We start from the raw sequence: 23,658 nt of genomic DNA on the forward strand, positions 1-23,658 counted from the left end.
GTAGAACTGGTGGTCACCGGTCGACGCCTCCCATCACGGGGTCGATGGACGCGACGGCGACGATGACGTCGGCGACCTGGCCGCCTTCGCACATCGCGGCCATCGCCTGCAGGTTGGTGAAGGACGGGTCGCGGAAGTGGACCCTGAACGGGCGGGTGCCGCCGTCGGACACGGCGTGCACACCCAGCTCGCCCTTGGGCGACTCCACGGCGGCGTACGCCTGTCCCGGCGGGACGCGGAAGCCCTCGGTCACCAGCTTGAAGTGGTGGATGAGGGCCTCCATGGAGGTGCCCATGATGTTCTTGATGTGGTCGAGCGAGTTGCCGAGTCCGTCCGGGCCGAGGGCCAGTTGGGCGGGCCAGGCGATCTTCTTGTCGCCGACCATGACCGGGCCCGGCTCCAGGCGGTCCAGGCACTGCTCGATGATGTGCAGCGACTGGCGCATCTCCTCCAGGCGGACCAGGAAGCGTCCGTAGGAGTCGCAGGTGTCGGCGGTCGGGACCTCGAAGTCGTACGTCTCGTAGCCGCAGTAGGGCTGCGCCTTGCGCAGGTCGTGCGGCAGTCCGGCCGAGCGCAGGATCGGGCCGGTCGCGCCGAGCGCCATGCAACCGGCCAGGTCGAGGTAGCCGACGTCCTGCATACGGGCCTTGAAGATGGGGTTCCCGGTGGCGAGCTTGTCGTACTCGGGAAGGTTCTTCTTCATCTTCTTCACGAACTCGCGCAGCTGGTCCACCGCGCCGGGCGGCAGGTCCTGGGCGAGCCCGCCGGGCCGGATGTACGCGTGGTTCATCCGCAGGCCGGTGATCAGCTCGTAGATGTCGAGAATGAGTTCACGATCACGGAAGCCGTAGATCATGATCGTGGTCGCGCCGAGCTCCATGCCGCCGGTGGCGATGCAGACCAGGTGCGAGGACATCCGGTTCAGCTCCATGAGGAGCACGCGGATGATCGAGGCCCGGTCCGGCACGTCGTTCTCGATGCCGAGGAGCTTCTCGACGGCGAGGCAGTAGGCCGCCTCGTTGTAGAACGGCGTCAGGTAGTCCATGCGCGTCACGAACGTGGTGCCCTGCGTCCACGTGCGGTACTCGAGGTTCTTCTCGATGCCGGTGTGCAGATAACCGATTCCGCAGCGGGCCTCGGTGACCGTCTCGCCGTCGATCTCCAGGATCAGGCGGAGCACACCGTGCGTGGACGGGTGCTGGGGGCCCATGTTGACGATGATGCGTTCGTCGTCGGACTTCGCCGCGGACTGGGCGATCTCGTCCCAGTCGCCACCGGTGACCGTGTAGACGGTGCCTTCGGTGGTCTCGCGGGGGGAGGCAGAAGAAGTGGTCATCAGGAGTACGACCTCCGCTGGTCCGGAGCCGGGATCTGGGCGCCCTTGTACTCGACGGCGATGCCGCCGAGGGGGTAGTCCTTGCGCTGCGGGAAGCCCTGCCAGTCGTCCGGCATCATGATCCGCGTCAGCGCGGGGTGGCCGTCGAAGACGATGCCGAAGAAGTCGTACGCCTCGCGCTCGTGCCAGTCGTTCGTGGGATACACGGCGACCAGGGACGGGACGTGCGGGTCCGCGTCGGGCATCGACACCTCCAGGCGGATCAGCCTGTTGTGGGTGATCGACCGCAGGTGGTAGACGGCGTGCAGCTCGCGGCCCTTGTCGCCGGGGTAGTGGACCCCCGAGACGCCCGTGCACAGTTCGAAGCGCAGGGCCGGGTCGTCGCGCAGCGTCCGCGCCACGCGCTCCAGGTGCTCGCGCTCGATGTGGAAGGTGAGCTCGCCGCGGTCGACGACCGTCCTGTCGATGGCGTTCTCGGGGACGAGGCCCTGTTCCTCCAGGGCGCCCTCCAGCTCGTCGGCGACCTCGTCGAACCAGCCGCCGTACGGGCGGGCGGCTTCGCCGGGCAGCCGGATCGAGCGGACGAGGCCGCCGTACCCGGAGGTGTCGCCGCCGTTGTTCGCGCCGAACATGCCGCGCTGGACGCGGATCTCCTCGCCGGTGTCGCCTCGCTGCCCTGGCAGGTTGGAGGGACTTGATGAAACACGGTCCTTCTCGGGGTTGGCCCCGTCGCTCTGCGCGTCACTCACCGCAGCAGCCCCTTCATCTCGATCGTCGGGAGCGCCTTGAGCGCCGCTTCCTCCGCCTCACGGGCCGCCTCCTCGGCGTTCACGCCGAGCTTGGAGGACTGGATCTTCTGATGGAGCTTGAGAATCGCGTCCATCAGCATCTCGGGCCGGGGCGGGCAGCCGGGCAGATAGATGTCGACCGGGACGACGTGGTCGACGCCCTGCACGATCGCGTAGTTGTTGAACATCCCGCCGGACGAGGCGCAGACGCCCATGGAGATGACCCACTTGGGGTTGGGCATCTGGTCGTAGACCTGGCGCAGGACGGGCGCCATCTTCTGGCTCACCCGCCCGGCGACGATCATCAGGTCCGCCTGGCGGGGCGATCCGCGGAAGACCTCCATCCCGAACCGCGCCAGGTCGTAGCGGCCCGCGCCCGTCGTCATCATCTCGATGGCGCAGCACGCGAGGCCGAACGTGGCGGGAAAGACGGACGACTTGCGCACCCAGCCCGCGGCCTGTTCGACGGTGGTCAGCAGGAATCCGCTCGGCAGCTTTTCTTCGAGTCCCATTGGTCTGTGGCTCCCGGTCTCCCCTATACGGGGCTCAGTCCCATTCCAGGCCGCCGCGCCGCCATACGTACGCGTACGCGACGAAGACGGTGAGCACGAAGAGCAGCATCTCCACGAGCCCGAAAACCCCCAGGGCGTCGAAGGTGACGGCCCAGGGATAGAGGAAGACGATCTCGATGTCGAAGACGATGAAGAGCATCGCCGTCAGGTAGTACTTGATGGGGAAGCGCCCGCCGCCGGCCGGCGTGGGGGTGGGCTCGATGCCGCACTCGTACGCTTCGAGCTTCGCCCGGTTGTACCGCTTTGGACCGATAAGCGTGGCCATGACCACGGAGAAGATCGCAAAGCCTGCCCCGAGGGCTCCCAGTACGAGGATGGGCGCATACGCGTTCACCGCTCCTCGCTCCTCTCAGTCGGCGCTGACTGCTGGCGGTTGCACGGGCTCGCGGCCCCGACTCCCCCTGCGAACGGTCGAAGATCGCCCACATGTGAAGCAGGTCACAAGCCCAACTTGCCCCGCATCCTATGCCTGCTCCTCTGTGATCTGCGACACGGGGTACGCCAACTACTTTGTGATCTCCACCACCTGACGAAGGATCATGAAGTCGGATGAGCGGTGATCTTCACACTCGAAGCGCCTGAGTGATCACCAGAGGTGACAACTTGACCGGTTACCCCTGGTCAGAGAGGCGCGTTCACTATCAAGGCGGAGCCTTCACAGGCAAATTGGCGTTGGACACCTTTGGCTGATAGTGCGCGGCGTTCACGCGTCAGAGGGAGGGCCGAGGACGGAAGTGGACATCGGGGCACCCCCTAGGGGTTCCGTGTGACCTGCGTCACGCACCATGTAACGTCCCGGAAACCGGGCTTGGCCAACGGCCTCAACCGGTGGTAGGCCCAGGGCAATTCGGGCGTTTTGCCGAAACCACATGATCACAGCCTTGATCGACCGCACCGAAAGCTGCCCGAATTGCCCTTTACGGCGTCAATGCGAGCTGTGAGGTGTGGAATTCGTGCCCGTTCTTCACAACTGTGGCGCACCACACGTTTCTTGATGAGAACCGTGAAGCCCTGATAGCGGTTGTACTCATGTCCCACACCGCTCACATACCCAGCCACCGGAAGCCCCGTCGCAGCGCCTCGAAGATGGCCCTGCGCGCCGGAGTTACTGGTGGCGTCCTCAGCACCCTGGCAGTGGCCGGTGCGTCGGGTGCGGCCAGCGCTGCCGAGCCCGTGACGCAGACCATCGAACTGCCCACGCTCACCGCCGACCTGTCCACGCAGGTCGCCCAGTCCGCGGACGCCACCCAGCAGGCCGCGGCCAACTACCAGCTCCAGGCGGAGCGGGACGAGGCCTTCGCCAAGGCCGCGGACCAGGCCAAGAAGGACCAGGCCGAGGCGGAGAAGAAGGCGGAGGCCAAGAAGAAGGCCGAGGCCGCCGCCAAGGCCAAGGCCGAGCGTGAGGCCGCCGCGCAGACCGCCTCGCGCTCCAGCGAGCGCACCACCCTCTCGGCCTCCACCGGCTCCACCGAGACCGCCAGCGCGCCCGCCAGCGGCTCCGTGGCCTCCGTCATCAGCTTCCTGAAGGCCCAGGTCGGCGACGCGTACGTCATGGGCGGTACGGGCCCCAGCTCGTGGGACTGCTCGGGCCTCGTCCAGGCCGCGTTCAAGCAGGCCGGTGTCGACCTGCCGCGCACCTCGCAGGCGCAGTCGACGGCCGGCACCTCGGTCTCGCTCTCCAGCGTCCAGGTCGGCGACATCCTGTACTGGGGCGGCGCGGGCTCGGCGTACCACGTCGGTGTCTACATCGGCAACGGCCAGTACCTCGATGCCGCCAACCCCTCGAAGGGCGTCGTCATCCAGGACCTGTCCGGCTACCCGGCGAGCGGCGCGGTCCGCGTCCTCTGAGGAACCCCTGCGCACGGCGAAGGCCGCCGCTCCCCTTCCCCGGGGGTGCGGCGGCCTTCGTGCACGCGCTCACGAGCGCGCGACAGCGGTCAGCCCTGCGGCGTCAGCTCCCCCATCGGGCCCCAACCCTCGTTCGGGATGTCGGCGTTGATGATCTCGGGGGTGGCGGCGATCAGCGGGGCCATGGCGTCGAGGCCGGCCTTGAAGTGGTCGGAGCCGACGTGCGCGGCGCCCGCGTCGGCGTCCCGGAACCCCTCGATCAGGACGAACTGGTTCGGGTCCTCGACACTGCGCGACCAGTCGAAGAAGAGGTTGCCCTCCTCGGCGCGGGTCGCGGCGGTGAACGCGGCGGTCTTCTCCAGCCAGGAGTCGGTGTGCTCGGGGCGGACGGTGAACTTCACGGCGATGAAAATCATGCGTCCACCCTGCCCCGAGCTGCCTGACCGGGCAAAACCGGGCGAGGTCAGGCCTTCGGCGCGACCTTGCTCAGCCCGTTGATGATCCGGTCCATGGCGTCGCCGCCCGTCGGGTCGGTGAGGTTGGCGAGCATCTTCAGGGTGAACTTCATCAGGATCGGGTGGGTCAGGCCGCGCTGCGTCGCGATCTTCATGACCTTCGGGTTGCCGATCATCTTCACGAAGGCGCGGCCCAGCGTGTAGTAGCCGCCGTAGGTGTCCTTGAGGATCTGCGGGTAGCGCTGGAGGGCGAGTTCGCGGCTGGCGTCGGTGGGGCGGGCGTGCGCCTGCACGATGACGTCGGCGGCGAGCTGCCCCGATTCCATGGCGTACGCGATGCCCTCGCCGTTGAACGGGTTGACCAGGCCGCCCGCGTCGCCGACCAGGAGCAGGCCCTTGGTGTAGTGCGGCTGGCGGTTGAAGGCCATCGGGAGGGCGGCGCCGCGGATCGGCATCGTCATGTTCTCCGGCGTGTAGCCCCAGTCCTCCGGCATCGACGCGCACCACGCCTTCAACACCTCGCGCCAGTCCAGCTCGCGGAACGCCTTGGAGGAGTTGAGGATGCCGAGGCCGACGTTGGACGTGCCGTCGCCCATGCCGAAGATCCAGCCGTAGCCGGGAAGCAGCCGGTCCTCGCCGGGCCCGCGCTTGTCCCACAGCTCCAGCCAGGACTCCAGGTAGTCGTCGTCGTGGCGCGGCGACGTGAAGTACGTGCGCACCGCGACGCCCATCGGGCGGTCCTCGCGGCGGTGCAGGCCCATCGCCAGGGACAGCCGGGTCGAGTTGCCGTCGGCGGCCACGACCAGCGGGGCGTGGAAGGTGACCTCGCGCTTCTCGTCGCCGAGCCTGGCGTGCACGCCCGTGATGCGGCCGGTGCGGTCGTCGATGATCGGGGCGCCGACGTTGCACTGCTCGTACAGGCGCGCGCCCGCCTTCTGCGCCTGCCGCGCGAGCTGCTCGTCGAAGTCGTCGCGCTTGCGGACGAGGCCGTAGTCCGGGTACGAGGCGAGGTCCGGCCAGTCCAGCTGGAGCCGGACGCCGCCGCCGATGATGCGCAGCCCCTTGTTGCGCAGCCAGCCCGCCTCCTCGGAGATGTCGATGCCCATGGAGACGAGCTGCTTGGTGGCGCGCGGGGTCAGACCGTCGCCGCACACCTTCTCGCGCGGGAACGCCGTCTTCTCCAGGAGCAGGACGTCCAGGCCCGCCTTGGCGAGGTAGTAGGCGGTCGTCGAACCGGCCGGCCCGGCGCCGACCACGATGACGTCCGCGGTGTTCTCGGTGAGGGGCTTGGACTGTTCGGTCACGGCGGGTTCTCCCCAGGTTCGAAAACGGTGTGCCGCGGGGCACGGACATGGGCAGTCTATTCAGCGGTACCGATCACTCAGCCGAAGGGCCAGCCCATGACCCGAACTCTTCCCGCCGTCGATCTGCGCGTCCCCACCCATGAGGACGCCTTCGCCTGGCACCGGGTGTTCGACGACCCGGACGTCATGGAGTTCCTCGGCGGCCGGGCCGCCGCCGCCGAACTGTCGGTGCACCACGAGGCGACGGCCCGCCAGCGCATGCACGACGCCGAACTGGGCTACTGCCTGTGGTCCCTGGTCAACGGGGAGGGCGAGGTGATGGGCTTCGCCGGGGCCCAGCCGTGGCGGCACCCCTGGGGGCCGGTCGGCGAGATCGAGATCGGCTGGCGGCTCGGGCGCGCGTACTGGGGCAAGGGGTACGCCACCGCGGCGGCGCTCACCACGGTCGACCGGCTGCGGGAGGCGGGGGTCCCGAGCGTCGTCGCGATGGTCGACGCCCTCAACACGCGCTCGATCGCGGTGACCCGACGCCTCGGCATGGAGCTGGCCGAGACGTTCGTGACGCCGACGGGCCGTCAGGGGCACTGCTTCCGGCTGGTGCTGTAGCTGCGTCGGCAGCCGGTGCGGCCGCTGGTGTCGCGGCTGTTCCCGCTGCCGGTGTCGCGGGCCGTCCGCGGCCTTCCGGGCGGCGGTACGGCGGTCTACCCTGCCGGTACCGCCCAGGGGGTGACATCTGTGCCGAGGACGCCCGAGACGCCCAGCACGCCCGATCCGCCGGAGGTGCACGTGCCCGCGCTCGTCGGCCTGATGGCGGTCGACGCGCAGGCCACGGCGCTCGCGTTCGGTCTGCGGCTGATCCCCGCGGACCGCCCCGCCCTGGACGAGGCCGCCGTGGACCACGTGGTGCGCCAGTACCCGCTGCCCGGTGTGGAGATCCCCCGGGACGCCGCCGTCACGGTCTGGTTCGACTTCGGGGAGGGCGAGGGCGGCGGCGGGGCGGGGGTGCGCGAGCCCCTCGGTCCCGGTCCGCGGGGCGGTGGCATGCGCCGCGAACTGGACGAGCCCGCCGCGCCGTTGCCGTTCACTCCGTGTCCGTGAGCCGCCAGGAGTCGAGCCCGATCCGGTAGGTCTCTTCCAGCGCGGCCCAGCTGTCGTCCCTGCCGGTGAGGAAGATGGCGTACTCGGTGCCGTCGGCGGCGATGTACGACTGGTCGATGCCGTGGACGAGGCGCCCGGCCTCGTCCACGTACGTGTACTCCCACAGGGCGCCCGGCTGTCCCTGGAAGGTGTTCCGCTCCAGCCGGATCCGCCGGTAGTCCGTCTTCTTCGGGTCCTCCACGGCGTGCTTCTCCAGGTTCTGGAGGTTCTCGTACGAGGTGTAGGGCGCGATCGGGATCACTCCGACGAGGTACTTCTCCGGGCCGGAACCGCCCGCGTAGGTGATCTGACTGCCGTTCTTGACGCCGGTCCGGCTCCAGGACTCGGGCACGGCGAAGGAGAAGCCCTTCGGGTCGGTCACCTGGCGATAGCCCGCGGGGATCCCGGGTGCCGCCGACGGGGCGCCGGTGTCCAGGCTCGCGGTCGGCGTGGGCGATGCGGGCGGCGCCTGTTCCTGGGTCGGCTCCTGGGACGCCCCGGTGCCGCCGGTCCGCGCGGTCTGCTCGCTCTGCGCGGCGACCGGCGTGTTGTCCCGCGCGTCGTCCGTGCCGCCGTCGCCGTCGTCCCGGACCAGCACCACTCCGGCCGCGGCGGCGCCGCCGATGACGAAGGCGCCGAGGAGGGTGCCGACCCAGACGCCCACGGGCCGGCCGGTCTCCCGGGACGGGGCGGGCGGCGCGGCGTAGGGGACGCCGTACGGGGCGGGCGGCGGGGTCGGTGGTCCCTTCGGCGGCGGGGGCAGCACGGCGCTGGTGCGGGTGGGCGCGGCGGCGAAGTCGTCGGCCGGGGGCGGCTCGTGCGGTCCGGTGGCGACGGGCGCGGGGCCCGCCGGTGCCCCGGCGGGCGCCGGGCCGGATCCGCCGAGCCGCAGCAGGTACGGGGCGAGGACGACCCCGCCGCCGGTCCACAGCAGCCCGAACAGCAGCAGTTGCGGCAGGTCCAGGCCGCCCTCGCCGGTTCCCCCGAAGGAGATCTCGCTGGTGAGGCCGCCGGAGGTCGTCATCGAGAACCCGCTGACGGCGCCCAGGACGAGCAGCAGCGCGTAGAAGAAGCCGCCGCCCAGGTACAGCTCGCGCCGGTCCCGCGAGCGGCGGGCGATGAGCACGCCGACGAGCAGCGCGAGCACCAGGCCGAACGCCAGGACGCCGACGACCGCACCGCTGTTGACGTCGTCGCCGAGCCGCCCCAGCCCGTACGCGTCGTGCTCGTACTGGCCGCCGGCGAAGCCGGAGCCGCGCAGATCGGTCTCGACGGGTGCGCCCCACACGAAACCGAGGCCGGTCACCGCGAGGTTGGGCAGGTACAGCGCGATCAGCACGATGCCGGCGACGGCGCTGCCGCCGGTGGCGCCGTCGATGTCGCCGCCGTCCCGGCCGTCGTCGGCGACGATGCCGACGACGAACCCCGCGATCAGCACCAGCGGCAGCACCCAGGCCATCGCCCGCACCGCGGACCCGAAGGCGCGGCTCGCGACCGCGACGCCGGGGCGGACGGCGAGCCACTGGGCGACGTCGGCCCGCTGGAACACGGCGACGGTGACGGCCGTGCCGAGCGCCAGCGTGCAGAGCGCCACCAGGAACGGGGCGCTGTGGAACTCCGCCTGCTGGATCGTCGGCTGCCCGAACAGGGCGAGCACGACCGTCCCGGCCATCGCGAGCAGCCCGACCCGGACCGCGGTCTCCAGGCCCAGGGTGCGCGCGGGCGGCGGCCCCCACGACAGGTCCGGCCGCTGCGCCAGGAGCAGGCGCGCCCGCAGCATCCGTACGCCGATCAGCAGGGCCGTGCACCACAGCACGGGGACCAGCAGCGGCGGCATGAAGAGGTCGAGCGCGCCGCCCGCCGACGACTCGGACGCGCTGCCGAACGGCGACGAGCCGCCGCCGCTCGACGCGGTCACCCGGAAGCTGCCGCCGAGGCCGTGCATCAGCACGGTCAGGGCGATCCGCAGCCGGTCGCCGAAGCCGACGGCGTCACCGGCGTCCGTGTCCTGGCCGTAGCCGGGAATCGCCAGCGCCACCGCGCCGACGAGCAGCAGTCCCACGGGCCACAGCGCGGCCTGCGCCGCGCCGGCCCAGTCACCGCGCAGGGCCCGCCCGAAGAAGGCGCCGACCGGCGACGGCCGGGCGGGTCCCGGGGGCCGGGCCGGGGGCGGCGGGGTCGCGGGGACCGGTGGCAGGGGCTGGTCCAGGGCCGTCGGGGTCGCCGGGGGCGGGAACTGCGGGGAGCGCTCCTTCCCGCATCTCATGCAGAAGCGGGCCTCTGTCGGAGCCTCGGCTCCGCAGTGCGGGCAGAACGACGTCATGGGGCGCTCCGATCCGTGGACGCACAGGCGCCGCCCCGTCACGAGGCGTCACCACGCAATCAACGGACTCATCTTCCCGCCGCGCCGGTTCCCTTCGACGCCCCCTGAAATCAGTGAAGTTGAACCGTTACAGATCCACGTCTACTTGATGCCGCGGTGCAGGGCGACGATGCCGCCCGTCAGGTTGCGCCAGGCGACCTGGGTCCAGCCCGCGGTCTGGAGCCGGGCGGCCAGTTCCGGCTGGGTGGGCCAGGCGCGGATGGACTCCGCCAGGTACACGTACGCGTCCGGGTTCGAGGAGACGGCGCGGGCGACGGGCGGCAGGGCGCGCATCAGGTACTCGGTGTAGACCGTGCGGAACGGGGCCGCCGTGGGGTGGCTGAACTCGCAGATGACGACGCGGCCGCCGGGCTTCGTGACCCGGTACAGCTCGCGCAGCGCCTGGTCGGTGTCCTGGATGTTGCGCAGGCCGAAGGAGATGGTGACGGCGTCGAACGTGTCGTCCTTGAACGGCAGCTTCGTCCCGTCGCCCGCCGTGAACGGCATCCAGGGGTGGCGCTGCTTGCCGACCCGCAGCATGCCGAGCGAGAAGTCGCAGGGGACGACGTAGGCGCCCGCCTGGGCGAAGGGCTGGGAGGAGGTGGCGGTGCCGGCGGCGAGGTCGAGGATCTTCTGCGCCGGGCGGGCGTCGACGGCCTTGGCGACCTCCTTCCGCCACAGCCGTGCCTGTCCCAGGGACAGCACGTCGTTCGTGAGGTCGTACTTCTCCGCCACGTCGTCGAACATCGAGGCGACTTCGCGGGGCTGCTTGTCCAGGGATGCACGGGTCACTCCGCCATTGTGTCAGGGGGCACGCCGCCGCCCGCGCGTAGGTGGGGCCGGTCGCGCAGTTCCCCGCGCCCCTGGGCAGTTCTCCGTGCGCGCACCGGTGGCCGCTTCTCGCGCAGTTCCCCGCGCCCCTGAGGCAGGCGCTTCGCGCCGCCTCCCCCTGAGGCTGCGGCTTCGCCGCGCCTCCATTGACGAGATGCCGCACGAGGCACGCCTCACTGATGAGATGGCGCACGAAGTGCGCATCTCAGGGGCGCGGGGAACTGCGCGATCAGCCACGACGGTGGCGCGCGTGACGGACGGTCCAGGGGCGCGGGGAACTGCGCGATCAGCCCCCACCGGGCCGCGGCCGGAGAACGACCCGACTGCCCCGGAGGGGTCAGCGGGCCCGGAAGACCAGGCGGCCCTCGATCACGGTGGCCACACAGGTGGCGGCCCCGCGGGCGACCAGTCCGGCCCGATCCGGAACGTCGAAAACAGCGAACCGCGCAGGCCCGCCCACCGCGAGCCCCGGCAGCAGAACGAGCGGCTTCGGCGACAGGGAGACGGGCCCCGGCAAACGGTCGGGCCGCGCCGCGAACACGAGACCCGAGCGCTGCACCACGTCGAGAACGGCCTTGGCCCGCAGCTCCCCGGCGACGGCAACGGTCCCGTGCGCGAACAACCGCTGCACCCCGCGCCGCGCACTGGCCCCCAGCCGGGACGGATCTGCGCGGAAGATCTCCCGCGCCCGGGCCCCGCCGATCGGCACGGTGCCGTACGTATCGGCCTCCCGCGGATCGGGGTGGTACGTGTGCTCCAGGATCTCCGGACCGTACGGATTGAGCAGCCCGGGAGTGAGGATCCCGGGCCACCGCCGCACCCGGGCCCCCGGATACGCGGCGGCCAGTTCCTCGTACGGGCCGAGCGCCGCGACGACGGCGCCCTCGACGACGACGGACGACCCGTCGGCGACGGTGTGGAGTGTCAGCACGGAGCTACCGGACGCCCTTAGTTGGTGGAGACGAGCTTGAGCTCGGGGTGCGCCGTGCCGCCCTCGATCGCGATGGACGAGATGTGCGAGGAGGCCCGGTCGTCGACGGGGTCGTTCGCCGGGTCGTCGTGCACGACGAGGTGCTCGTACGTGGTGGCGCGCTGCGCCGGGACGCGGCCCGCCTTGCGGATCAGGTCGATGATCTCCATGCGGTTGGAGCGGTGCTTGGCACCGGCCGAGGAGACGACGTTCTCCTCCAGCATGATCGAGCCGAGGTCGTCGGCGCCGTAGTGCAGGGAGAGCTGGCCGACCTCCTTGCCCGTGGTCAGCCAGGAGCCCTGGATGTGCTGGACGTTGTCCAGGAAGATCCGGGCGATGGCGATCATGCGCAGGTACTCGAAGAGCGTGGCCTGCGTACGGCCCTTGAGGTGGTTGTTCTCCGGCTGGTACGTGTACGGGATGAAGGCGCGGAAGCCGCCCGTCCGGTCCTGTACGTCGCGGATCATGCGGAGGTGCTCGATGCGCTCGGCGTTGGTCTCGCCGGTGCCCATGAGCATGGTGGAGGTGGACTCGACGCCCAGGTTGTGGGCGGTCTCCATGATCTCCAGCCAGCGCTCGCCGGACTCCTTCAGCGGGGCGATGGCCTTGCGGGGGCGCTCCGGCAGCAGCTCGGCGCCGGCACCGGCGAAGGAGTCGAGCCCGGCGGTGTGGATCCGCTGGATCGCCTCCTCGACCGACACCTTGGAGATGCGGGCCATGTGCTCGACCTCGGAGGCGCCCAGGCTGTGGATGACCAGCTCGGGGTACGCCTTCTTGATCGCGGAGAAGTGCTCCTCGTAGTACTCGACACCGTAGTCCGGGTGGTGGCCGCCCTGGAACATGATCTGGGTGCCGCCCAGCTCGATCGTCTCCGCGCAGCGGCGCAGGATGTCGTCGAGGTCGCGGGTCCAGCCCTTCTTGGTGTCCTTCGGGGCCGCGTAGAAGGCGCAGAACTTGCACGCCGTGACGCACACGTTCGTGTAGTTGATGTTCCGCTCGATGATGTACGTGGCGATGTGCTCGATGCCCGCGTACTTGCGGCGGCGGATCGCGTCGGCGGCGGCGCCCAGGGCGTGCAGCGGGGCGTCCCGGTACAGGGCGACGGCCTCTTCCGGGGTGATGCGCCCGCCGGCGGCGGCACGGTCGAGGACGGACTGCAGTGCGGCCTTCTCGGTCACCGTGCGGGCCCCTTTCAGAGGAGGTAGAGCTGAATTCTCAGCGTACGTCAGGCCGCCAGAGCGCCCAGCAGAACCCCCGCGAACGCCCCGAGGATCATGAAGGGGCCGAGCGGGATCTCCGTCCTGCGGCCCGCGCGCCGGGCGGCGACGAGGACGAGCGCGTACAGGCCGTTGAACAGCACGCCCGCGAACGCGCCGATGAACAGCACCCCCAGCCCGTACCAGCCGAGCACCGCCCCGAGGCCGACGGCCAGCTTCACGTCGCCGAACCCCATGCCCCGGGAGTTGATCAGGTGCAGCACCAGGTACCCGGCGCCCATGCCGAGCGCCCCCAGCACCGCCCCGCGCCACGACCCGCCGGGCTCCGGCAGCAGCGCGGCGGCGCCGAGCGCGAGCAGGGCCGCGCCCGCGAACGGCAGGGTCAGCACGTCGGGCAGCCGGTGCACGGCGAAGTCGACGGTGGCGAGGAGCACGGCGGGCGGCGCGAGCAGCAGCCAGGCGGCCAGCTCGGGGCGGGTGCCGGTGGCGGCGGCGAGCAGGGCGCAGGCGACGGCGGTGACGGCGGCCAGGAGCGGGGCGGCGGGGCCGGGCCGGGGGCCGAGCCAGCCGCGGGCCGGGCGCCAGGGTTCGTCCGGCTCGACGGAGAGGCGGTAGGCGGCGCGCGGCAGGAGCAGCCCGGTGGCGGCGCCCCACAGCGCGGCGACGAGGACCAGCGGATCGGTCACCGCCCCGCCCGCTTCAGGTCCGCCGTCGGGTTGCCCGCCTCCGGGTACTCGGAGGTGTAGCGCAGGCCCGCGCCGTCGCGGGAGAGGTGCACCGTGCTGGAGCCGTCGGCGCACTTGAAGTCGTCGCCGGAGATCTTCTTGCCGTCGGCCACCACCTCGGTCGCGGTGACGGACTTCAGGGTCAGTTCGTCGACGCAGCGGTTGCCCGTCAGATCGGTCGAGGTGACGGTGCCGAGCCGGCGGCCGACGCCCGTCTGCTTCAGCTCGACGCGGTAGGTGTCGGCCTGGATGCCCAAGACCGTGGCCTTCCCCTCCCAGGTGCCGAGGTAGAAGGAGGGGACGGCGCCGGAGGGCTGCGACGACGCCGTGGCGGAGGCCGACGGGCGGCCCGTGGCGGGGGCCGACGGCTGGGCGGATGCCGTGGGGCGCGCGCCGTCCGCCGCGCCGCCCGCCTCGTCGTGCCCGGAGCCCGGCAGCATGTTCACGACGAGGATCCCGCCCACCGTGACCGCGGCCAGGGCTCCCGCGACGGCCAGCGCGACCGAGCAACTGACCTTGCGGCCGCGCCCGTTCGCCGTCGCCGGGGTCGAGGTCGCCGACACGGACATCGACAGCCGCCCGGGCCCGGCGTCCTCCACCGCGTCCCCGGCGCGCGGCGCCGGTACGGCCGTGTAGGACGGGTCGGGCGGTCCGAAGACGCCCGGCGCACCGCCGGTGACGGCCGGGCTGCTGAAGCCGACCGGTCCCGTGGCCGGGTCCGCGCCCTCCATGTCGAGGAGCCGCGCCGCGCCGCGCATCACCTGCTCGACCAGCGCCCCCGGCAGCCAGCCCGCGGCGACCAGGGCCGCGGCGCCCTCGGGAGCCAGGAGGCGGGCCACCTCGCCGGGGGCGGGCCGGTCGGCGGCCGACTTCGCCAGGCACCCGGCGACGATCTCCCGCAACTCTCCGCTCAGGGAGCCCAGTTCCGGCTGCTCGTGGACGACCTTGTAGAGCAGGGCGGCCGAGGAGTCGCCGGGAAAGGGGGACTCCCCCGTCGCCGCGTACACCAGGACCGCGCCCAGCGAGAAGACGTCGGAGGCGCCGGTGACGCCCTTGCCGAGGATCTGCTCGGGCGCCATGTAGCCGGGTGAGCCGATGGAGACGCCGGTGGAGGTGAGGGAGGCCGTGCCGTCGGTGGCCCGCGCGATGCCGAAGTCGATGAGGCGCGGGCCGTCGACGGTCAGCAGCACGTTGGCCGGTTTCACGTCACGGTGGACGAGGCCCAGGCCGTGCACCGCCGCCAGCGCCTCGGCCAGCCCGGCGCCGAGCACCCGTACGGAGTGCTCGGGCAGCGCCCGGCCGGGACCGGCGGCCTGCGCGAGGGCGGGCCCGGCGACGTATCCGGTGGCCACCCACGGCACCGGCGCCTCGGGGTCGGCGTCGAGCACCGCCGCGGTCCACGCGCCGCCGACCCGCCGGGCCGCGGCCACCTCACGCCGGAAGCGCGCCCGGAACTCGTCGTCGAGCGCGAAGTGCGGATGGACGATCTTGACGGCGACGGTCCGGCCGCCCGCGCTGCGGCCCAGGTACACCCGGCCCATCCCGCCGGCCCCGAGCCGGCCCAGGAGGCGGTAGGGGCCGACCGTCGTCGGTTCGTCGGCCTGAAGGGGCTGCATGCGAAGAACCTCCCCCGGGTCCTGAGACGGCACGCACCCCAGCAGCGTAGGCCCTTCACCGCACGGGTCATACGGCGTTCGGCTTAGCCCGATTTCACATCGGTCCGGAAGAAAGGGACGGTGTTCACCGGAATTCCACCCGGGGCCCACCGTGGAATTCCGGCGAATGTCCCGTTCTCTCAGCGTCCGAGAAGTTCGACCTTCACATCGGCGGGAAATCCGGTGGTCTCCCCGACCCGGCGCGCGAACTCGGTGACGCCTTCCAGCTGCGGCGGCCCGAAGCGGAAGTCGAGTGTCGTGAAGTACTCCTCCAGGACCTCCTCGTCGAAGGCCTCCCAGCGGGCCGCCTGCTCGGCGACCTTGGTGACCTCGTCGAGGGAGAGGTCGCGGGAGGACAGGAACGCCTCGTGCACCTGGCGGGTGATCGCGGGCTCCCGCTCCGCGTAGTCCCGGCGCGCGGCCCACACGGCGAAGACGAACGGCAGTCCCGTCCACTCCTTCCACATGGCGCCCAGGTCGTGCACCTGGAGGCCGAGCCGCGGCGCGTCGTGCAGGTTGGCGCGGAGCGCGGCGTCGCCGATGAGGACGGCGGCGTCGGCGTCCTGCATCATCAGGCCGAGGTCCGGCGGGCACGTGTAGTAGTCGGGCGACACGCCGATGCGCTCGGCGAGCAGGAGCTGCGCGAGCCGGACCGACGTACGGGACGTCGAGCCGAGGGCGACCCGCCGCCCGTCCAGCTGGTCTAGGGGCACCTGCGACACGATCACGCAGGACATGACGGGGCCGTCGCAGCCGACGGCCAGATCGGGGAAGGCCACCAGGTCGTCGGCGGCCTTGAGGAATTCGACGAGGGTGATCGGACCGATGTCCAGACCGCCCTGCACCAGCTGCTCGCTGAGCTTCTCCGGGGTGTCCTTCGTGAGCTCGAAGTCGAGCAGGGAACCTGTCCTGGCCAGGCCCCAGTAGAGGGGCATGCAGTTCAGGAACTGGATGTGGCCCACGCGCGGACGGGTGCGCCGCGCGGCCTGGGGAGTCTCGGGAGAATTGTCCACATCGCGAGGCTAGACCCCATGAGATACGGTGCGGGCCTCGGGCCCCTCGGGTGGCTTCCGTCAACCCGAATCGGGATCACGTCAAACCTGTGGGTGACGTGATCTTGCCCTCTATTGCGTTCGGCTGCCTGCGTGCTAGGCTCGCCGCAAGTTGCAGTTTGGTTTCCCTTGCAGTACAGAGCCTGCGGAGCATGTGACCGCGGGCTCTCGTCGTTTTCAGACTTTTGCAGTTGTTCGCAAGCGCATTTGCAGGTTCTGGAGCAGGGCAACCCTTTGGCCCATAGGAGGGCTTATGGCTACCGGAACCGTGAAGTGGTTCAACGCTGAAAAGGGCTTCGGCTTCATCGCCCAGGAGGGCGGCGGCCCGGACGTCTTCGTCCACTACTCGGCGATCAACGCGAACGGCTTCCGCTCCCTCGAGGAGAACCAGGCCGTCAGCTTCGACGTCACGCAGGGTCCGAAGGGCCCGCAGGCGGAGAACGTCACCCCCATGTGACCTTTCCGATCACTGAGGTCGCACCGGCAGGTGCCGGCGTGACCTGATCCGGAACCTAGAGCAGTACCCAAGGAGCCCCGCGCCTCACGGCAGCGGGGCTCCTGCCTTTCCGCACCCTGCTCACGGGTGCATACGGGCGCCCTTCAGGACCTTGTCGACCGCGTTCTTCGGCCCGTACACGGCGATGCCGACCAGGTCGAGGGCGTCGGTGCCCACGGCCCGTACGGCCGCCCGGTTGTCGCGGTCGTTGCCCGTCGTGAACAGGTCCGAGGTGAACAGGGCGCGCGGCAGGCCCCGCTGCAGCGCCTTGGCGTGCGCCGCCCGCAGCGTCTCCTTGCCGCCCTCGAAGACCAGCACCGGCTGGCGGAACATCGGCAGGTACGGGGTGGCGTCGGCGTCCTCGTACGGCTCGCCGATCACCTCGGGCAGCTGGGATCCCAGGCCGCTCACGAGGAACGCGGTCACGTTCAGCCGCTGCCAGGTCTCCAGGTCGTCCCGGAGCAGTACGGCGATCTTGGTGTCGAAGCGGACGGGGGCGGCGGTGTCGTGGTCGGTGCTCATGCCGTGAGACTCCCGCGCGCGGCGCTTCCGCGTCTTGTACGTTCTTTGCGTGGTGGAGCGCGAAACGGATCCGGACCGGATCACCGCGTGGCGCCCCGAGGTGAAGGGCGTCGCGGAGGTCTTCCACGCCCATTTCACGCACCACTCCTATCCGATGCACGTCCATGACACCTGGACCCTGCTGATCGTCGACGAGGGCGCGATCCGCTACGACCTGGAGCGGCACGAGCACGGCACTCCGCTCGGCACCGTCTCGCTGTTGCCGCCCGGGGTTCCGCACAACGGTTCGGCCGCGACGCCGGACGGCTTCCGCAAGCGCGTCCTGTATCTGGAGGCCTCGGACGACGGTCCCCTCGACACCTCGCTGATCGGGGCCGCGGCGGACTCTCCCGACCTGGTCGATCCGCTGCTGCGGCACCGGATCGGGCAGCTGCACACCGCGCTCGGCCGGCCCGGTGACGAGCTGGAGGCGGCGGCGCGGCTGGCTCTTGTCGGTGAGCGGTTGCGGGAGCGGCTGCGGCCCGGAGTCGGCGATCCGGTGCGGGCCGTGCCCGATCGGCGGGTGGCGGACCGGTTGCGGCAGTTGCTCGACGCGCGAGTGGTGGACGGGGTCGGGCTGGAGGAGGCTTCGGGGGTGATCGATGCTCATCCGGCGCATCTGGTGCGGTCGTTCAGCGCCGCGTACGGGATCGCTCCGCATCAGTATCTGATGGCGCGGCGGGTGGATCGGGCCCGGCGGCTGCTTCTCGCCGGGCGGCCCGTCGGGGAGGTCGCGGCCGATCTCGGCTTCTACGACCAGTCGCATCTGACGCGTCACTTCAAACGAGTGGTGGGCATCCCTCCGGGCCGCTACGCCCACGCGTCCGCTCGCCGCTGATCACCGGGCTCCCTGCGTCTCGGGACCCCGTCCGCCCCGTGCGCCTCTCGTCGTGGCTGGTCGCGCAGTTCCCCGCGCCCCTGAGGCAGGCGCTTCGCGCCGCCTCCCCCTGAGGCTGCGGCTTCGCCGCGCCTCCATTGATGAGATGCCGCACGCGGCACGCCTCTCTGATGAGACGGCGCACGAAGTGCGCATCTCAGGGGCGCGGGGAACTGCGCGGCCAGCCACGACGGTGGTGCACCCGACCGAGGGCGTCACTCGGGCTTGGCCGGGAGGAAGGCGCGGGCCAGGACCGACGTGGCCAGGAGGACGCAGCCCGCGATGAGCAGGCTGACGCGCATGCCCGGCAAGGAGAAGCCGTCACCCGCCACCAGCGACCCGAACAGCGCCACGGCCAGCGCCCCACCGGTCTGCCGGAGCGCGTTCAGCAGACCCGAGGCGATACCGGCCCGAGGCCCCGGCACCGAGTCCATCAGGAGTGCCGTCAGCGCGGGGACCGCAAACGCGCCGCCGAGCCCCGTCGGCACCAGAAGCAGCAGCACCAGCCACATCGGCGTACCGGCGTCGAGCGGCAGCAGGACGAACATGGCCAGCGCCAGGACGAGTTGGCCGATGACGATGACCGGCCGCCGTCCGATGCGTTCGGCGACGCGCGGGGAGACCAGGTTCGTGGAGGTGATGATCACGGCGAGCGGCACGAAGACCAGGCCCGCGGTCAGGGCGGACATGCCGCGCGCCTGCTGGAGGTAGAGCCCGAGGAGGAAGACGAGGCCGTAGAAGGCGAGGTTCACGGCGAAGCCGACGGCGAGCGAGACGGCGACGGTGCGGTCGCGCAGCATGGCCGGCGGCACCACGGGCGCCCGGTGCCGCTTCTCGACGGCGTGGAAGGCGACGGCGGACACCACGGCGACCACGAGCGACCCGAGCACCGGCACCGAGGTCCAGCCCGCGTGCCCGCCCTCGATCACGGCGAAGGTCAGCCCGGCCAGCGCGAGGACGGCCGTGACCTGCCCGGCAACGTCGATCGGCGCGGGCCTGCGCGGCGACGGCACGACCTTGACGAGCAGGGCCAGGATGGCCGCGCCGACGGGCAGGTTGAGGAAGAACACGGCCCGCCAGCCGACGGACTCGGTCAGCACCCCGCCGAGCACGGGCCCCGCCGCCATCGCGACCGAACCGCCCACCGTCCACAGCGCGATGGCCCGCGCCCGGTGCCGCGCGTCGTCGTACGCCTGCCGGATCAGCGACAGCGAGGCCGGCATGACGACGGCCGCCGCCGCGCCCTGCACCACCCGGGCCGCGACGAGCGTGCCGATCCCGGGGGCGAGCCCGCAGGCCAGGGAGGCGAGGGTGAACAGGCCGACGCCGAAGGCGTAGGCGCGGCGGGCTCCGGCCCGGTCGGCGAGCGCGCCGGCCGACAGCATCAGCCCGGCGAAGAGCAGCGTGTAGGCGTCGACGACCCATTGCAGGCCGGTCATGCCGCCGTGCAGCGAGGCGCCGACGGCGGGCAGCGCGATGTTCACGGCCGAGACGTCGATGGTGATGACGGTGAAGCCGAGCAGCGCGGCGATCAGCGCGAAGGCGGCCGGCGGCCGACGGCCGGGTACGGCCTCGGCGGTCGCCGCGCGAGCGGTGGGGGTGGCGGTGGCGGTGGTCACGCGGGGCCTCCAGGTCGGTCCGGACGGTTCCGGTCGGTTCCGGTACGGGCGAGTGGGCGGGGGCGCCGGGCCGCGGCCCTGTGACGTGCACTCCCTGGGCCCGAAGCCCCCGGCCACTCGCTACGACCACCACTCTGGGACCGGCGGCGCGAAGGTGGCAGGCCGCGCTTCACCGGGGTGGGGCGTTCCTGGCCCTGACACACCCCCTCACGGCGCCGGGCGGCCGTGGAGAATGGAACACATGGCTGAAACCACGGAATTGGGCCGCTACCTGCGGGCCCGCAGGGCCCAGGTCACCCCCGCCGACGTCGGGCTGCCCGCGGGCACCGGACTGCGCCGCACCCCGGGCCTGCGCCGCGAGGAGCTGGCCACGCTCTCCGGGGTCAGCGTGGACTACTACACGCGCCTGGAGCGGGGCCGCGAGACGAACCCGTCGACCGCCGTGATCGACGCCATCGGCCGCGCCCTGCGCCTGCGCGGCGACGCCTACGAGCGACTGCACGACCTGGCCGAACTGGCCTCGGGCCGGCCGTCCGAGTCCGGCGAACCGCGCCCGACGGACGAGGACACCGTGCGCCCGTCGGTGTCGAGCATGCTGGAGGCGCTGCGGCCGCTGCCCGCGTACGTCGTCAACCGCTACAACTTCACGCTCGCCGCGAATCCCGCGGGCCGCCGGCTGATGCCCGGACTGTGGGACTGGCCGGCCGAGCAGCGCAGCATCACCCGCTACCTCTTCCTGCACCCGGTCGGCCGCGAGCTGTACGTGCCGTGGGAGGAGACGGTGACGGCGTCGGTCGCGCATCTGCGGGCCATCGCGGGCGGCGACCCCGACGATCCGCGCCTGACCGGGCTGGTCGGTGAACTCCTGCTCAAGTCACCGGAGTTCACCCGCATCTGGGACCGCTACGACGTGCAGGAGCGCAGCGGCGGCACCAAGACGTTCGCCCACCCGAAGGTGGGCACGATGACCCTGACGTACGAGGTCATGCAGCTGGCCAGGACCGGTGGCCAGCGCCTGGTGGCGTACCAGGCGCCGGCCGGTTCCCCGGACGAGGAGGCCATGCTCAAGCTGGATCCTCAATCGCCCTAGCCGTCAGGCGCGTTCGAGGATCGCGGTCACTCCCTGGCCGCCCGCGGCGCAGACGGAGACGAGGCCGCGGCCCGGACCCTCGCGCTCCGCGAGGAGTTTGGCGAGGGTGGCGACGATGCGGGCGCCGGTCGCGGCGAAGGGGTGGCCGGTGGCCAGGGAGGATCCGGCGACGTTGAGCCGGTCCCGGTCGACCGGTGCGAGCCCCTGCTTCTCCCAGGCCGCCAGGGTGGCCAACACCTGTGAGGCGAAGGCCTCGTGCACCTCGTACAGGTCGAAGTCCTCGATGCCGAGCCCGGCCCGTTCCAGCATCCGGGGCACGGCGTACGCGGGCGCCATGAGGAGGCCGTCGCCGCCCTCGCGCGTGACGTCCCCGCCGTCACCGGCGAAGTCCACGGCCGCCGTCTCGTACGCGGTCAGATACGCCAGCGGCGCCAGCCCGCGGGCCTCGGCCCACTCCTCGCTCGCCAGCAGTACGACGGCCGCGCCGTCCGTCAGCGGCGTCGAGTTGCCCGCCGTCATCGTCGCCCCGGGCTGCCCGGTCCCGAACACCGGCTTGAGCGTGGCGAGTTTCTCGACCGTCGAGCCGGGGCGCAGGTTCTGATCGCGCGCGAGTCCCCGGAACGGCACGACCAGGTCGTCGAGGAACCCGCGGTCGTACGCGGCGGCGAGCCGCTGGTGGCTGGCGGCGGCCAGTTCGTCCTGGGCCTCGCGCGCGATGCCCCACGCGCGGGCGGTGACCGCGGCGTGCTCGCCCATCGACAGGCCGGTGCGCGGCTCGGCGTTGCGCGGGATGTCGGGGACGAGGTGGCCGGGCCTGATCCGGGCGAGGGCCTTGAGCCGGGCGCCCGCCGACTTCGCCCGGCGCGCCTCCAGCAGGATCTTGCGCAGGTCGTCGTTGACACCGAGCGGGGCGTCGCTCGCGGTGTCCGAGCCGCCCGCGACGGCGCTCTCGGTCTGGCCGAGGGCGATCTTGTTGGCGGCGGCGATCACCGCTTGCAGGCCGGTGCCGCAGGCCTGCTGGATGTCGTACGCGGGGGTGCGCGGATCCAGCTTCGAGCCGAGTACGGTCTCGCGCGCCAGGTTGAAGTCCCGGCTGTGCTTGAGGACCGCGCCGGCCACGAACTCGCCCACGGCGCCCGGCTCCTGCAGCGCGCAGCGCTCCACGAGGCCGTCGAGTGCGGCCGTCAGCATCTCCTGGTTGGATGCGGTCGCGTACGGGCCGTCGGAGCGGGCGAAGGGGGTCCGGCTGCCGGCGACGACGGCGACGCGCCGCGGCACCCCCGCCGCCGGGCTCACCGGGGTTTTCGCGGTTTTCGCTGGGGCCATCTCGACAACTCCTGACTACTGAGTAACCTTACTCCGAAGTAAATTTACGACCGAGCAGGGAGTTGGACAATGGCCGACCGCTATCTGAACTTCACCGGCACGGCCCCGGGCCGCTTCCTGACCAAACGCCTCGGACTTCCGCAACCCGCTCCGCTGCGCCGCTTCAACGCCGAACACCCCTCCCTCGACGGTCCGTTGCTGCATGTCACGGCGGGCTCGTCCGCGTACGAGGAGGAGCTGGCGGCGCTGCTGGGCGGGACCGGGCTCACGGTCGCCGCCGGTGCGGAGCGGCCCGCCGCCGTCGTCGTGGACGCCACGGCCGTGGCCGACGTCGACGCGCTCGCCGAGGTGCACGCCGTTCTGCACCCCGTCGTACGGTCCGTCGCGGCGGGCGGCCGTGTCGTCGTGCTCGGCGCCCCGCCGTCGGCCGACGACCATCACCAGGCGGCCGTGCAGCAGGGCCTCGAGGGCTTCGTCCGCTCGCTCGGCAAGGAGATCGGGCGCGGCCGGACCGTGAACCTCGTGCGGGTCGCCGGTCCGGTGGCGGGCGCCGAGTCCACCCTGCGCTTCCTGCTCTCCCCCAGGTCCGCCTACGTCAGCGGCCAGGTCGTCGAGGTCGGCGGCGACGCCGACGGGGCGACGGCCCCCGAGGACTGGGCACGGCCGCTCGCCGGGCGCACCGCGCTGATCACCGGCGCCGCACGCGGGATCGGGGAGGCCGTCGCCGAGACGCTCGTCCGCGACGGCGCGCGGGTCGTGCTGCTCGACGTGCCGTCCGCCGAGGCCGACCTGGCGAAGGTCGCGGAGCGGCTCGGCGGGCGGGCGCTGCCGCTCGACATCACGGCCGGGGACGCGGGTGAGCGCATCGCCGAGTTCGTTCCCGACGGGCTGGACGTCCTGGTCCACAACGCGGGCATCACCCGGGACCGGCGGCTCGCCAACATGCCTGCCGAGCGGTGGAGTTCGGTGCTCGACGTCAACCTCGCCAGTGTGCTCCGCACGACCGACTCGCTCCTCAAGGCGGGGGCCGTGCGGCGCGGCGGGGCCATCGTGGCCACCGCCTCCATCGCCGGGATCGCGGGCAACGCCGGGCAGACCAACTACGCCGCCAGCAAGGCCGGCATCGTCGGTCTCGTCCGGTCGCTGGCGCCGCGCGCGCTCGCCGAGCACGGGGTCACCGTGAACGCCGTGGCGCCCGGGTTCATCGAGACGAAGATGACGGCGGCCGTTCCGTTGTTCATCCGGGAGGCCGGGCGCCGCATGAACTCCCTCGGTCAGGGTGGGCTTCCGGTGGACGTCGCCGAGACGACGTCCTGGTTCGCGGCGTCCCCCGCCGTCAACGCCCAGATCGTCCGGGTCTGCGGCCAGAGCCTCCTCGGAGCCTGAACGCTCCGCTGAGCCCGGGTGATCGGGGTGCGCCCCGCGTCCCCTGGTCGT

The 23,658-nt window shown here is 71.8% G+C and carries 23 protein-coding genes; 7 read left to right on the forward strand and 16 right to left on the reverse strand.

Going from position 1 to position 23,658, the window contains the following annotated elements; genetic code table 11:
- Positions 1 to 13: 13 nt before the first annotated feature.
- From ABT127_RS25020 to ABT127_RS25035, 4 genes are read right to left on the reverse strand one after another with little or no spacing between them, the layout of a single operon-like run.
- Positions 14 to 1,336 (reverse strand): NADH-quinone oxidoreductase subunit D, encoded by a 1,323-nt coding sequence (locus ABT127_RS25020; protein WP_351454096.1) that lies wholly within the window; start codon positions 1,334 to 1,336, stop codon positions 14 to 16.
- On the reverse strand, positions 1,336 to 2,085 hold the full coding sequence (locus ABT127_RS25025) for an NADH-quinone oxidoreductase subunit C (RefSeq protein ID WP_351454099.1): 750 nt from the start codon (positions 2,083 to 2,085) through the stop codon (positions 1,336 to 1,338). The genes ABT127_RS25020 and ABT127_RS25025 overlap by 1 nt, the downstream gene beginning before the upstream one ends.
- Positions 2,082 to 2,636, reverse strand: a complete 555-nt coding sequence (locus tag ABT127_RS25030) for a NuoB/complex I 20 kDa subunit family protein (RefSeq protein WP_006133126.1) — start codon at positions 2,634 to 2,636, stop codon at positions 2,082 to 2,084. Before ABT127_RS25030 ends, ABT127_RS25025 begins: the two co-directional genes overlap by 4 nt.
- A 34-nt stretch (positions 2,637 to 2,670) precedes the next feature.
- Positions 2,671 to 3,030, reverse strand: coding sequence for an NADH-quinone oxidoreductase subunit A (locus ABT127_RS25035; RefSeq protein WP_007383963.1), 360 nt, complete (start codon positions 3,028 to 3,030; stop codon positions 2,671 to 2,673).
- A 695-nt stretch (positions 3,031 to 3,725) separates the two neighbouring features.
- Here ABT127_RS25035 and ABT127_RS25040 point away from each other — a divergent pair.
- The gene (locus ABT127_RS25040; protein WP_351454102.1) at positions 3,726 to 4,544 is read left to right on the forward strand and encodes a C40 family peptidase; all 819 of its coding nucleotides are present in this window, start codon (positions 3,726 to 3,728) and stop codon (positions 4,542 to 4,544) included.
- A gap of 89 nt (positions 4,545 to 4,633) precedes the next feature.
- On the opposite strand, the gene ABT127_RS25045 is transcribed toward ABT127_RS25040, so the two are convergent.
- The gene (locus ABT127_RS25045) at positions 4,634 to 4,960 is read right to left on the reverse strand and encodes a putative quinol monooxygenase (protein ID WP_351454104.1); all 327 of its coding nucleotides are present in this window, start codon (positions 4,958 to 4,960) and stop codon (positions 4,634 to 4,636) included.
- Positions 4,961 to 5,007: 47 nt separating this feature from the next.
- Entirely contained in the window at positions 5,008 to 6,303 is a 1,296-nt protein-coding gene (locus ABT127_RS25050) for a geranylgeranyl reductase family protein (protein WP_351454107.1), read from the reverse strand.
- A 96-nt stretch (positions 6,304 to 6,399) separates the two neighbouring features.
- Between ABT127_RS25050 and ABT127_RS25055 the strand changes: the two genes are divergently transcribed.
- Both ABT127_RS25055 and ABT127_RS25060 read left to right on the forward strand, forming a co-directional pair.
- A complete protein-coding gene (locus ABT127_RS25055) occupies positions 6,400 to 6,909 on the forward strand; it encodes a GNAT family N-acetyltransferase (RefSeq protein ID WP_351454110.1) in 510 nt (169 codons plus the stop codon).
- A 129-nt stretch (positions 6,910 to 7,038) separates the two neighbouring features.
- Entirely contained in the window at positions 7,039 to 7,401 is a 363-nt protein-coding gene (locus tag ABT127_RS25060; protein ID WP_351454113.1) for a PASTA domain-containing protein, read from the forward strand.
- Here ABT127_RS25060 and ABT127_RS25065 read toward each other — a convergent pair.
- The 7 genes from ABT127_RS25065 to ABT127_RS25095 form a co-directional block, all read right to left on the reverse strand.
- On the reverse strand, positions 7,385 to 9,763 hold the full coding sequence (locus ABT127_RS25065) for a zinc ribbon domain-containing protein (protein ID WP_351454115.1): 2,379 nt from the start codon (positions 9,761 to 9,763) through the stop codon (positions 7,385 to 7,387). The two genes, ABT127_RS25060 and ABT127_RS25065, sit on opposite strands and share 17 nt — an antisense overlap.
- A gap of 141 nt (positions 9,764 to 9,904) precedes the next feature.
- The gene (locus tag ABT127_RS25070; RefSeq protein WP_351454118.1) at positions 9,905 to 10,594 is read right to left on the reverse strand and encodes a demethylmenaquinone methyltransferase; all 690 of its coding nucleotides are present in this window, start codon (positions 10,592 to 10,594) and stop codon (positions 9,905 to 9,907) included.
- A 376-nt stretch (positions 10,595 to 10,970) separates the two neighbouring features.
- A complete protein-coding gene (locus ABT127_RS25075; RefSeq protein WP_351454121.1) occupies positions 10,971 to 11,564 on the reverse strand; it encodes an imidazolonepropionase-like domain-containing protein in 594 nt (197 codons plus the stop codon).
- A gap of 17 nt (positions 11,565 to 11,581) precedes the next feature.
- The gene (gene mqnC, locus ABT127_RS25080) at positions 11,582 to 12,781 is read right to left on the reverse strand and encodes a cyclic dehypoxanthinyl futalosine synthase (protein ID WP_111663751.1); all 1,200 of its coding nucleotides are present in this window, start codon (positions 12,779 to 12,781) and stop codon (positions 11,582 to 11,584) included.
- 47 nt (positions 12,782 to 12,828) lie between these two features.
- Entirely contained in the window at positions 12,829 to 13,506 is a 678-nt protein-coding gene (locus ABT127_RS25085; protein ID WP_351454125.1) for a prepilin peptidase, read from the reverse strand.
- Positions 13,503 to 15,161 (reverse strand): protein kinase domain-containing protein, encoded by a 1,659-nt coding sequence (locus ABT127_RS25090; RefSeq protein ID WP_351454127.1) that lies wholly within the window; start codon positions 15,159 to 15,161, stop codon positions 13,503 to 13,505. The genes ABT127_RS25085 and ABT127_RS25090 overlap by 4 nt, the downstream gene beginning before the upstream one ends.
- Before the next feature lie 179 nt (positions 15,162 to 15,340).
- Positions 15,341 to 16,213: a menaquinone biosynthetic enzyme MqnA/MqnD family protein gene (locus ABT127_RS25095; RefSeq protein WP_351454130.1), complete on the reverse strand. Its 873-nt coding sequence runs from the start codon at positions 16,211 to 16,213 to the stop codon at positions 15,341 to 15,343.
- A 292-nt stretch (positions 16,214 to 16,505) separates the two neighbouring features.
- On the opposite strand from ABT127_RS25095, the gene ABT127_RS25100 reads away from it, so the two are divergent.
- Positions 16,506 to 16,709, forward strand: coding sequence for a cold-shock protein (locus ABT127_RS25100; RefSeq protein WP_006138897.1), 204 nt, complete (start codon positions 16,506 to 16,508; stop codon positions 16,707 to 16,709).
- Positions 16,710 to 16,829: 120 nt separating this feature from the next.
- On the opposite strand, the gene ABT127_RS25105 is transcribed toward ABT127_RS25100, so the two are convergent.
- A complete protein-coding gene (locus ABT127_RS25105; RefSeq protein WP_351454132.1) occupies positions 16,830 to 17,270 on the reverse strand; it encodes a DUF2000 family protein in 441 nt (146 codons plus the stop codon).
- A 49-nt stretch (positions 17,271 to 17,319) separates the two neighbouring features.
- On the opposite strand from ABT127_RS25105, the gene ABT127_RS25110 reads away from it, so the two are divergent.
- A complete protein-coding gene (locus ABT127_RS25110; RefSeq protein ID WP_351454135.1) occupies positions 17,320 to 18,147 on the forward strand; it encodes a helix-turn-helix transcriptional regulator in 828 nt (275 codons plus the stop codon).
- A gap of 254 nt (positions 18,148 to 18,401) precedes the next feature.
- On the opposite strand, the gene ABT127_RS25115 is transcribed toward ABT127_RS25110, so the two are convergent.
- Positions 18,402 to 19,805 (reverse strand): MFS transporter, encoded by a 1,404-nt coding sequence (locus tag ABT127_RS25115; RefSeq protein WP_351454138.1) that lies wholly within the window; start codon positions 19,803 to 19,805, stop codon positions 18,402 to 18,404.
- Positions 19,806 to 20,046: 241 nt separating this feature from the next.
- Here ABT127_RS25115 and ABT127_RS25120 point away from each other — a divergent pair, with 241 nt between their 5' ends.
- The gene (locus ABT127_RS25120; RefSeq protein ID WP_351454140.1) at positions 20,047 to 20,895 is read left to right on the forward strand and encodes a helix-turn-helix domain-containing protein; all 849 of its coding nucleotides are present in this window, start codon (positions 20,047 to 20,049) and stop codon (positions 20,893 to 20,895) included.
- Between the two features lie 3 nt (positions 20,896 to 20,898).
- On the opposite strand, the gene ABT127_RS25125 is transcribed toward ABT127_RS25120, so the two are convergent.
- On the reverse strand, positions 20,899 to 22,221 hold the full coding sequence (locus ABT127_RS25125) for an acetyl-CoA C-acetyltransferase (protein WP_351454143.1): 1,323 nt from the start codon (positions 22,219 to 22,221) through the stop codon (positions 20,899 to 20,901).
- A 69-nt stretch (positions 22,222 to 22,290) separates the two neighbouring features.
- On the opposite strand from ABT127_RS25125, the gene ABT127_RS25130 reads away from it, so the two are divergent.
- Positions 22,291 to 23,607 (forward strand): 3-oxoacyl-ACP reductase, encoded by a 1,317-nt coding sequence (locus tag ABT127_RS25130; protein WP_351454146.1) that lies wholly within the window; start codon positions 22,291 to 22,293, stop codon positions 23,605 to 23,607.
- Positions 23,608 to 23,658 lie beyond the last annotated feature (51 nt).

It is taken from the genome of Streptomyces sp. NPDC001904, assembly GCF_040297005.1.
GTDB lineage: Bacteria > Actinomycetota > Actinomycetes > Streptomycetales > Streptomycetaceae > Streptomyces.

Excerpts from the sequence above, each read along its gene's own strand:
- ABT127_RS25045 (WP_351454104.1), bottom strand. The coding sequence starts at position 4,960 with ATGATTTTCATCGCCGTGAAGTTCACCGTCCGCCCCGAGCACACCGAC.
- ABT127_RS25120 (WP_351454140.1), top strand. The coding sequence starts at position 20,047 with ATGGCTGAAACCACGGAATTGGGCCGCTACCTGCGGGCCCGCAGGGCC.
- ABT127_RS25090 (WP_351454127.1), bottom strand. The coding sequence starts at position 15,161 with ATGCAGCCCCTTCAGGCCGACGAACCGACGACGGTCGGCCCCTACCGC.
- ABT127_RS25100 (WP_006138897.1), top strand. The coding sequence starts at position 16,506 with ATGGCTACCGGAACCGTGAAGTGGTTCAACGCTGAAAAGGGCTTCGGC.
- ABT127_RS25055 (WP_351454110.1), top strand. The coding sequence starts at position 6,400 with ATGACCCGAACTCTTCCCGCCGTCGATCTGCGCGTCCCCACCCATGAG.
- ABT127_RS25130 (WP_351454146.1), top strand. The coding sequence starts at position 22,291 with ATGGCCGACCGCTATCTGAACTTCACCGGCACGGCCCCGGGCCGCTTC.
- ABT127_RS25125 (WP_351454143.1), bottom strand. The coding sequence starts at position 22,221 with ATGGCCCCAGCGAAAACCGCGAAAACCCCGGTGAGCCCGGCGGCGGGG.
- ABT127_RS25040 (WP_351454102.1), top strand. The coding sequence starts at position 3,726 with ATGTCCCACACCGCTCACATACCCAGCCACCGGAAGCCCCGTCGCAGC.
- ABT127_RS25030 (WP_006133126.1), bottom strand. The coding sequence starts at position 2,636 with ATGGGACTCGAAGAAAAGCTGCCGAGCGGATTCCTGCTGACCACCGTC.
- ABT127_RS25020 (WP_351454096.1), bottom strand. The coding sequence starts at position 1,336 with ATGACCACTTCTTCTGCCTCCCCCCGCGAGACCACCGAAGGCACCGTC.
- ABT127_RS25065 (WP_351454115.1), bottom strand. The coding sequence starts at position 9,763 with ATGACGTCGTTCTGCCCGCACTGCGGAGCCGAGGCTCCGACAGAGGCC.
- ABT127_RS25105 (WP_351454132.1), bottom strand. The coding sequence starts at position 17,270 with ATGAGCACCGACCACGACACCGCCGCCCCCGTCCGCTTCGACACCAAG.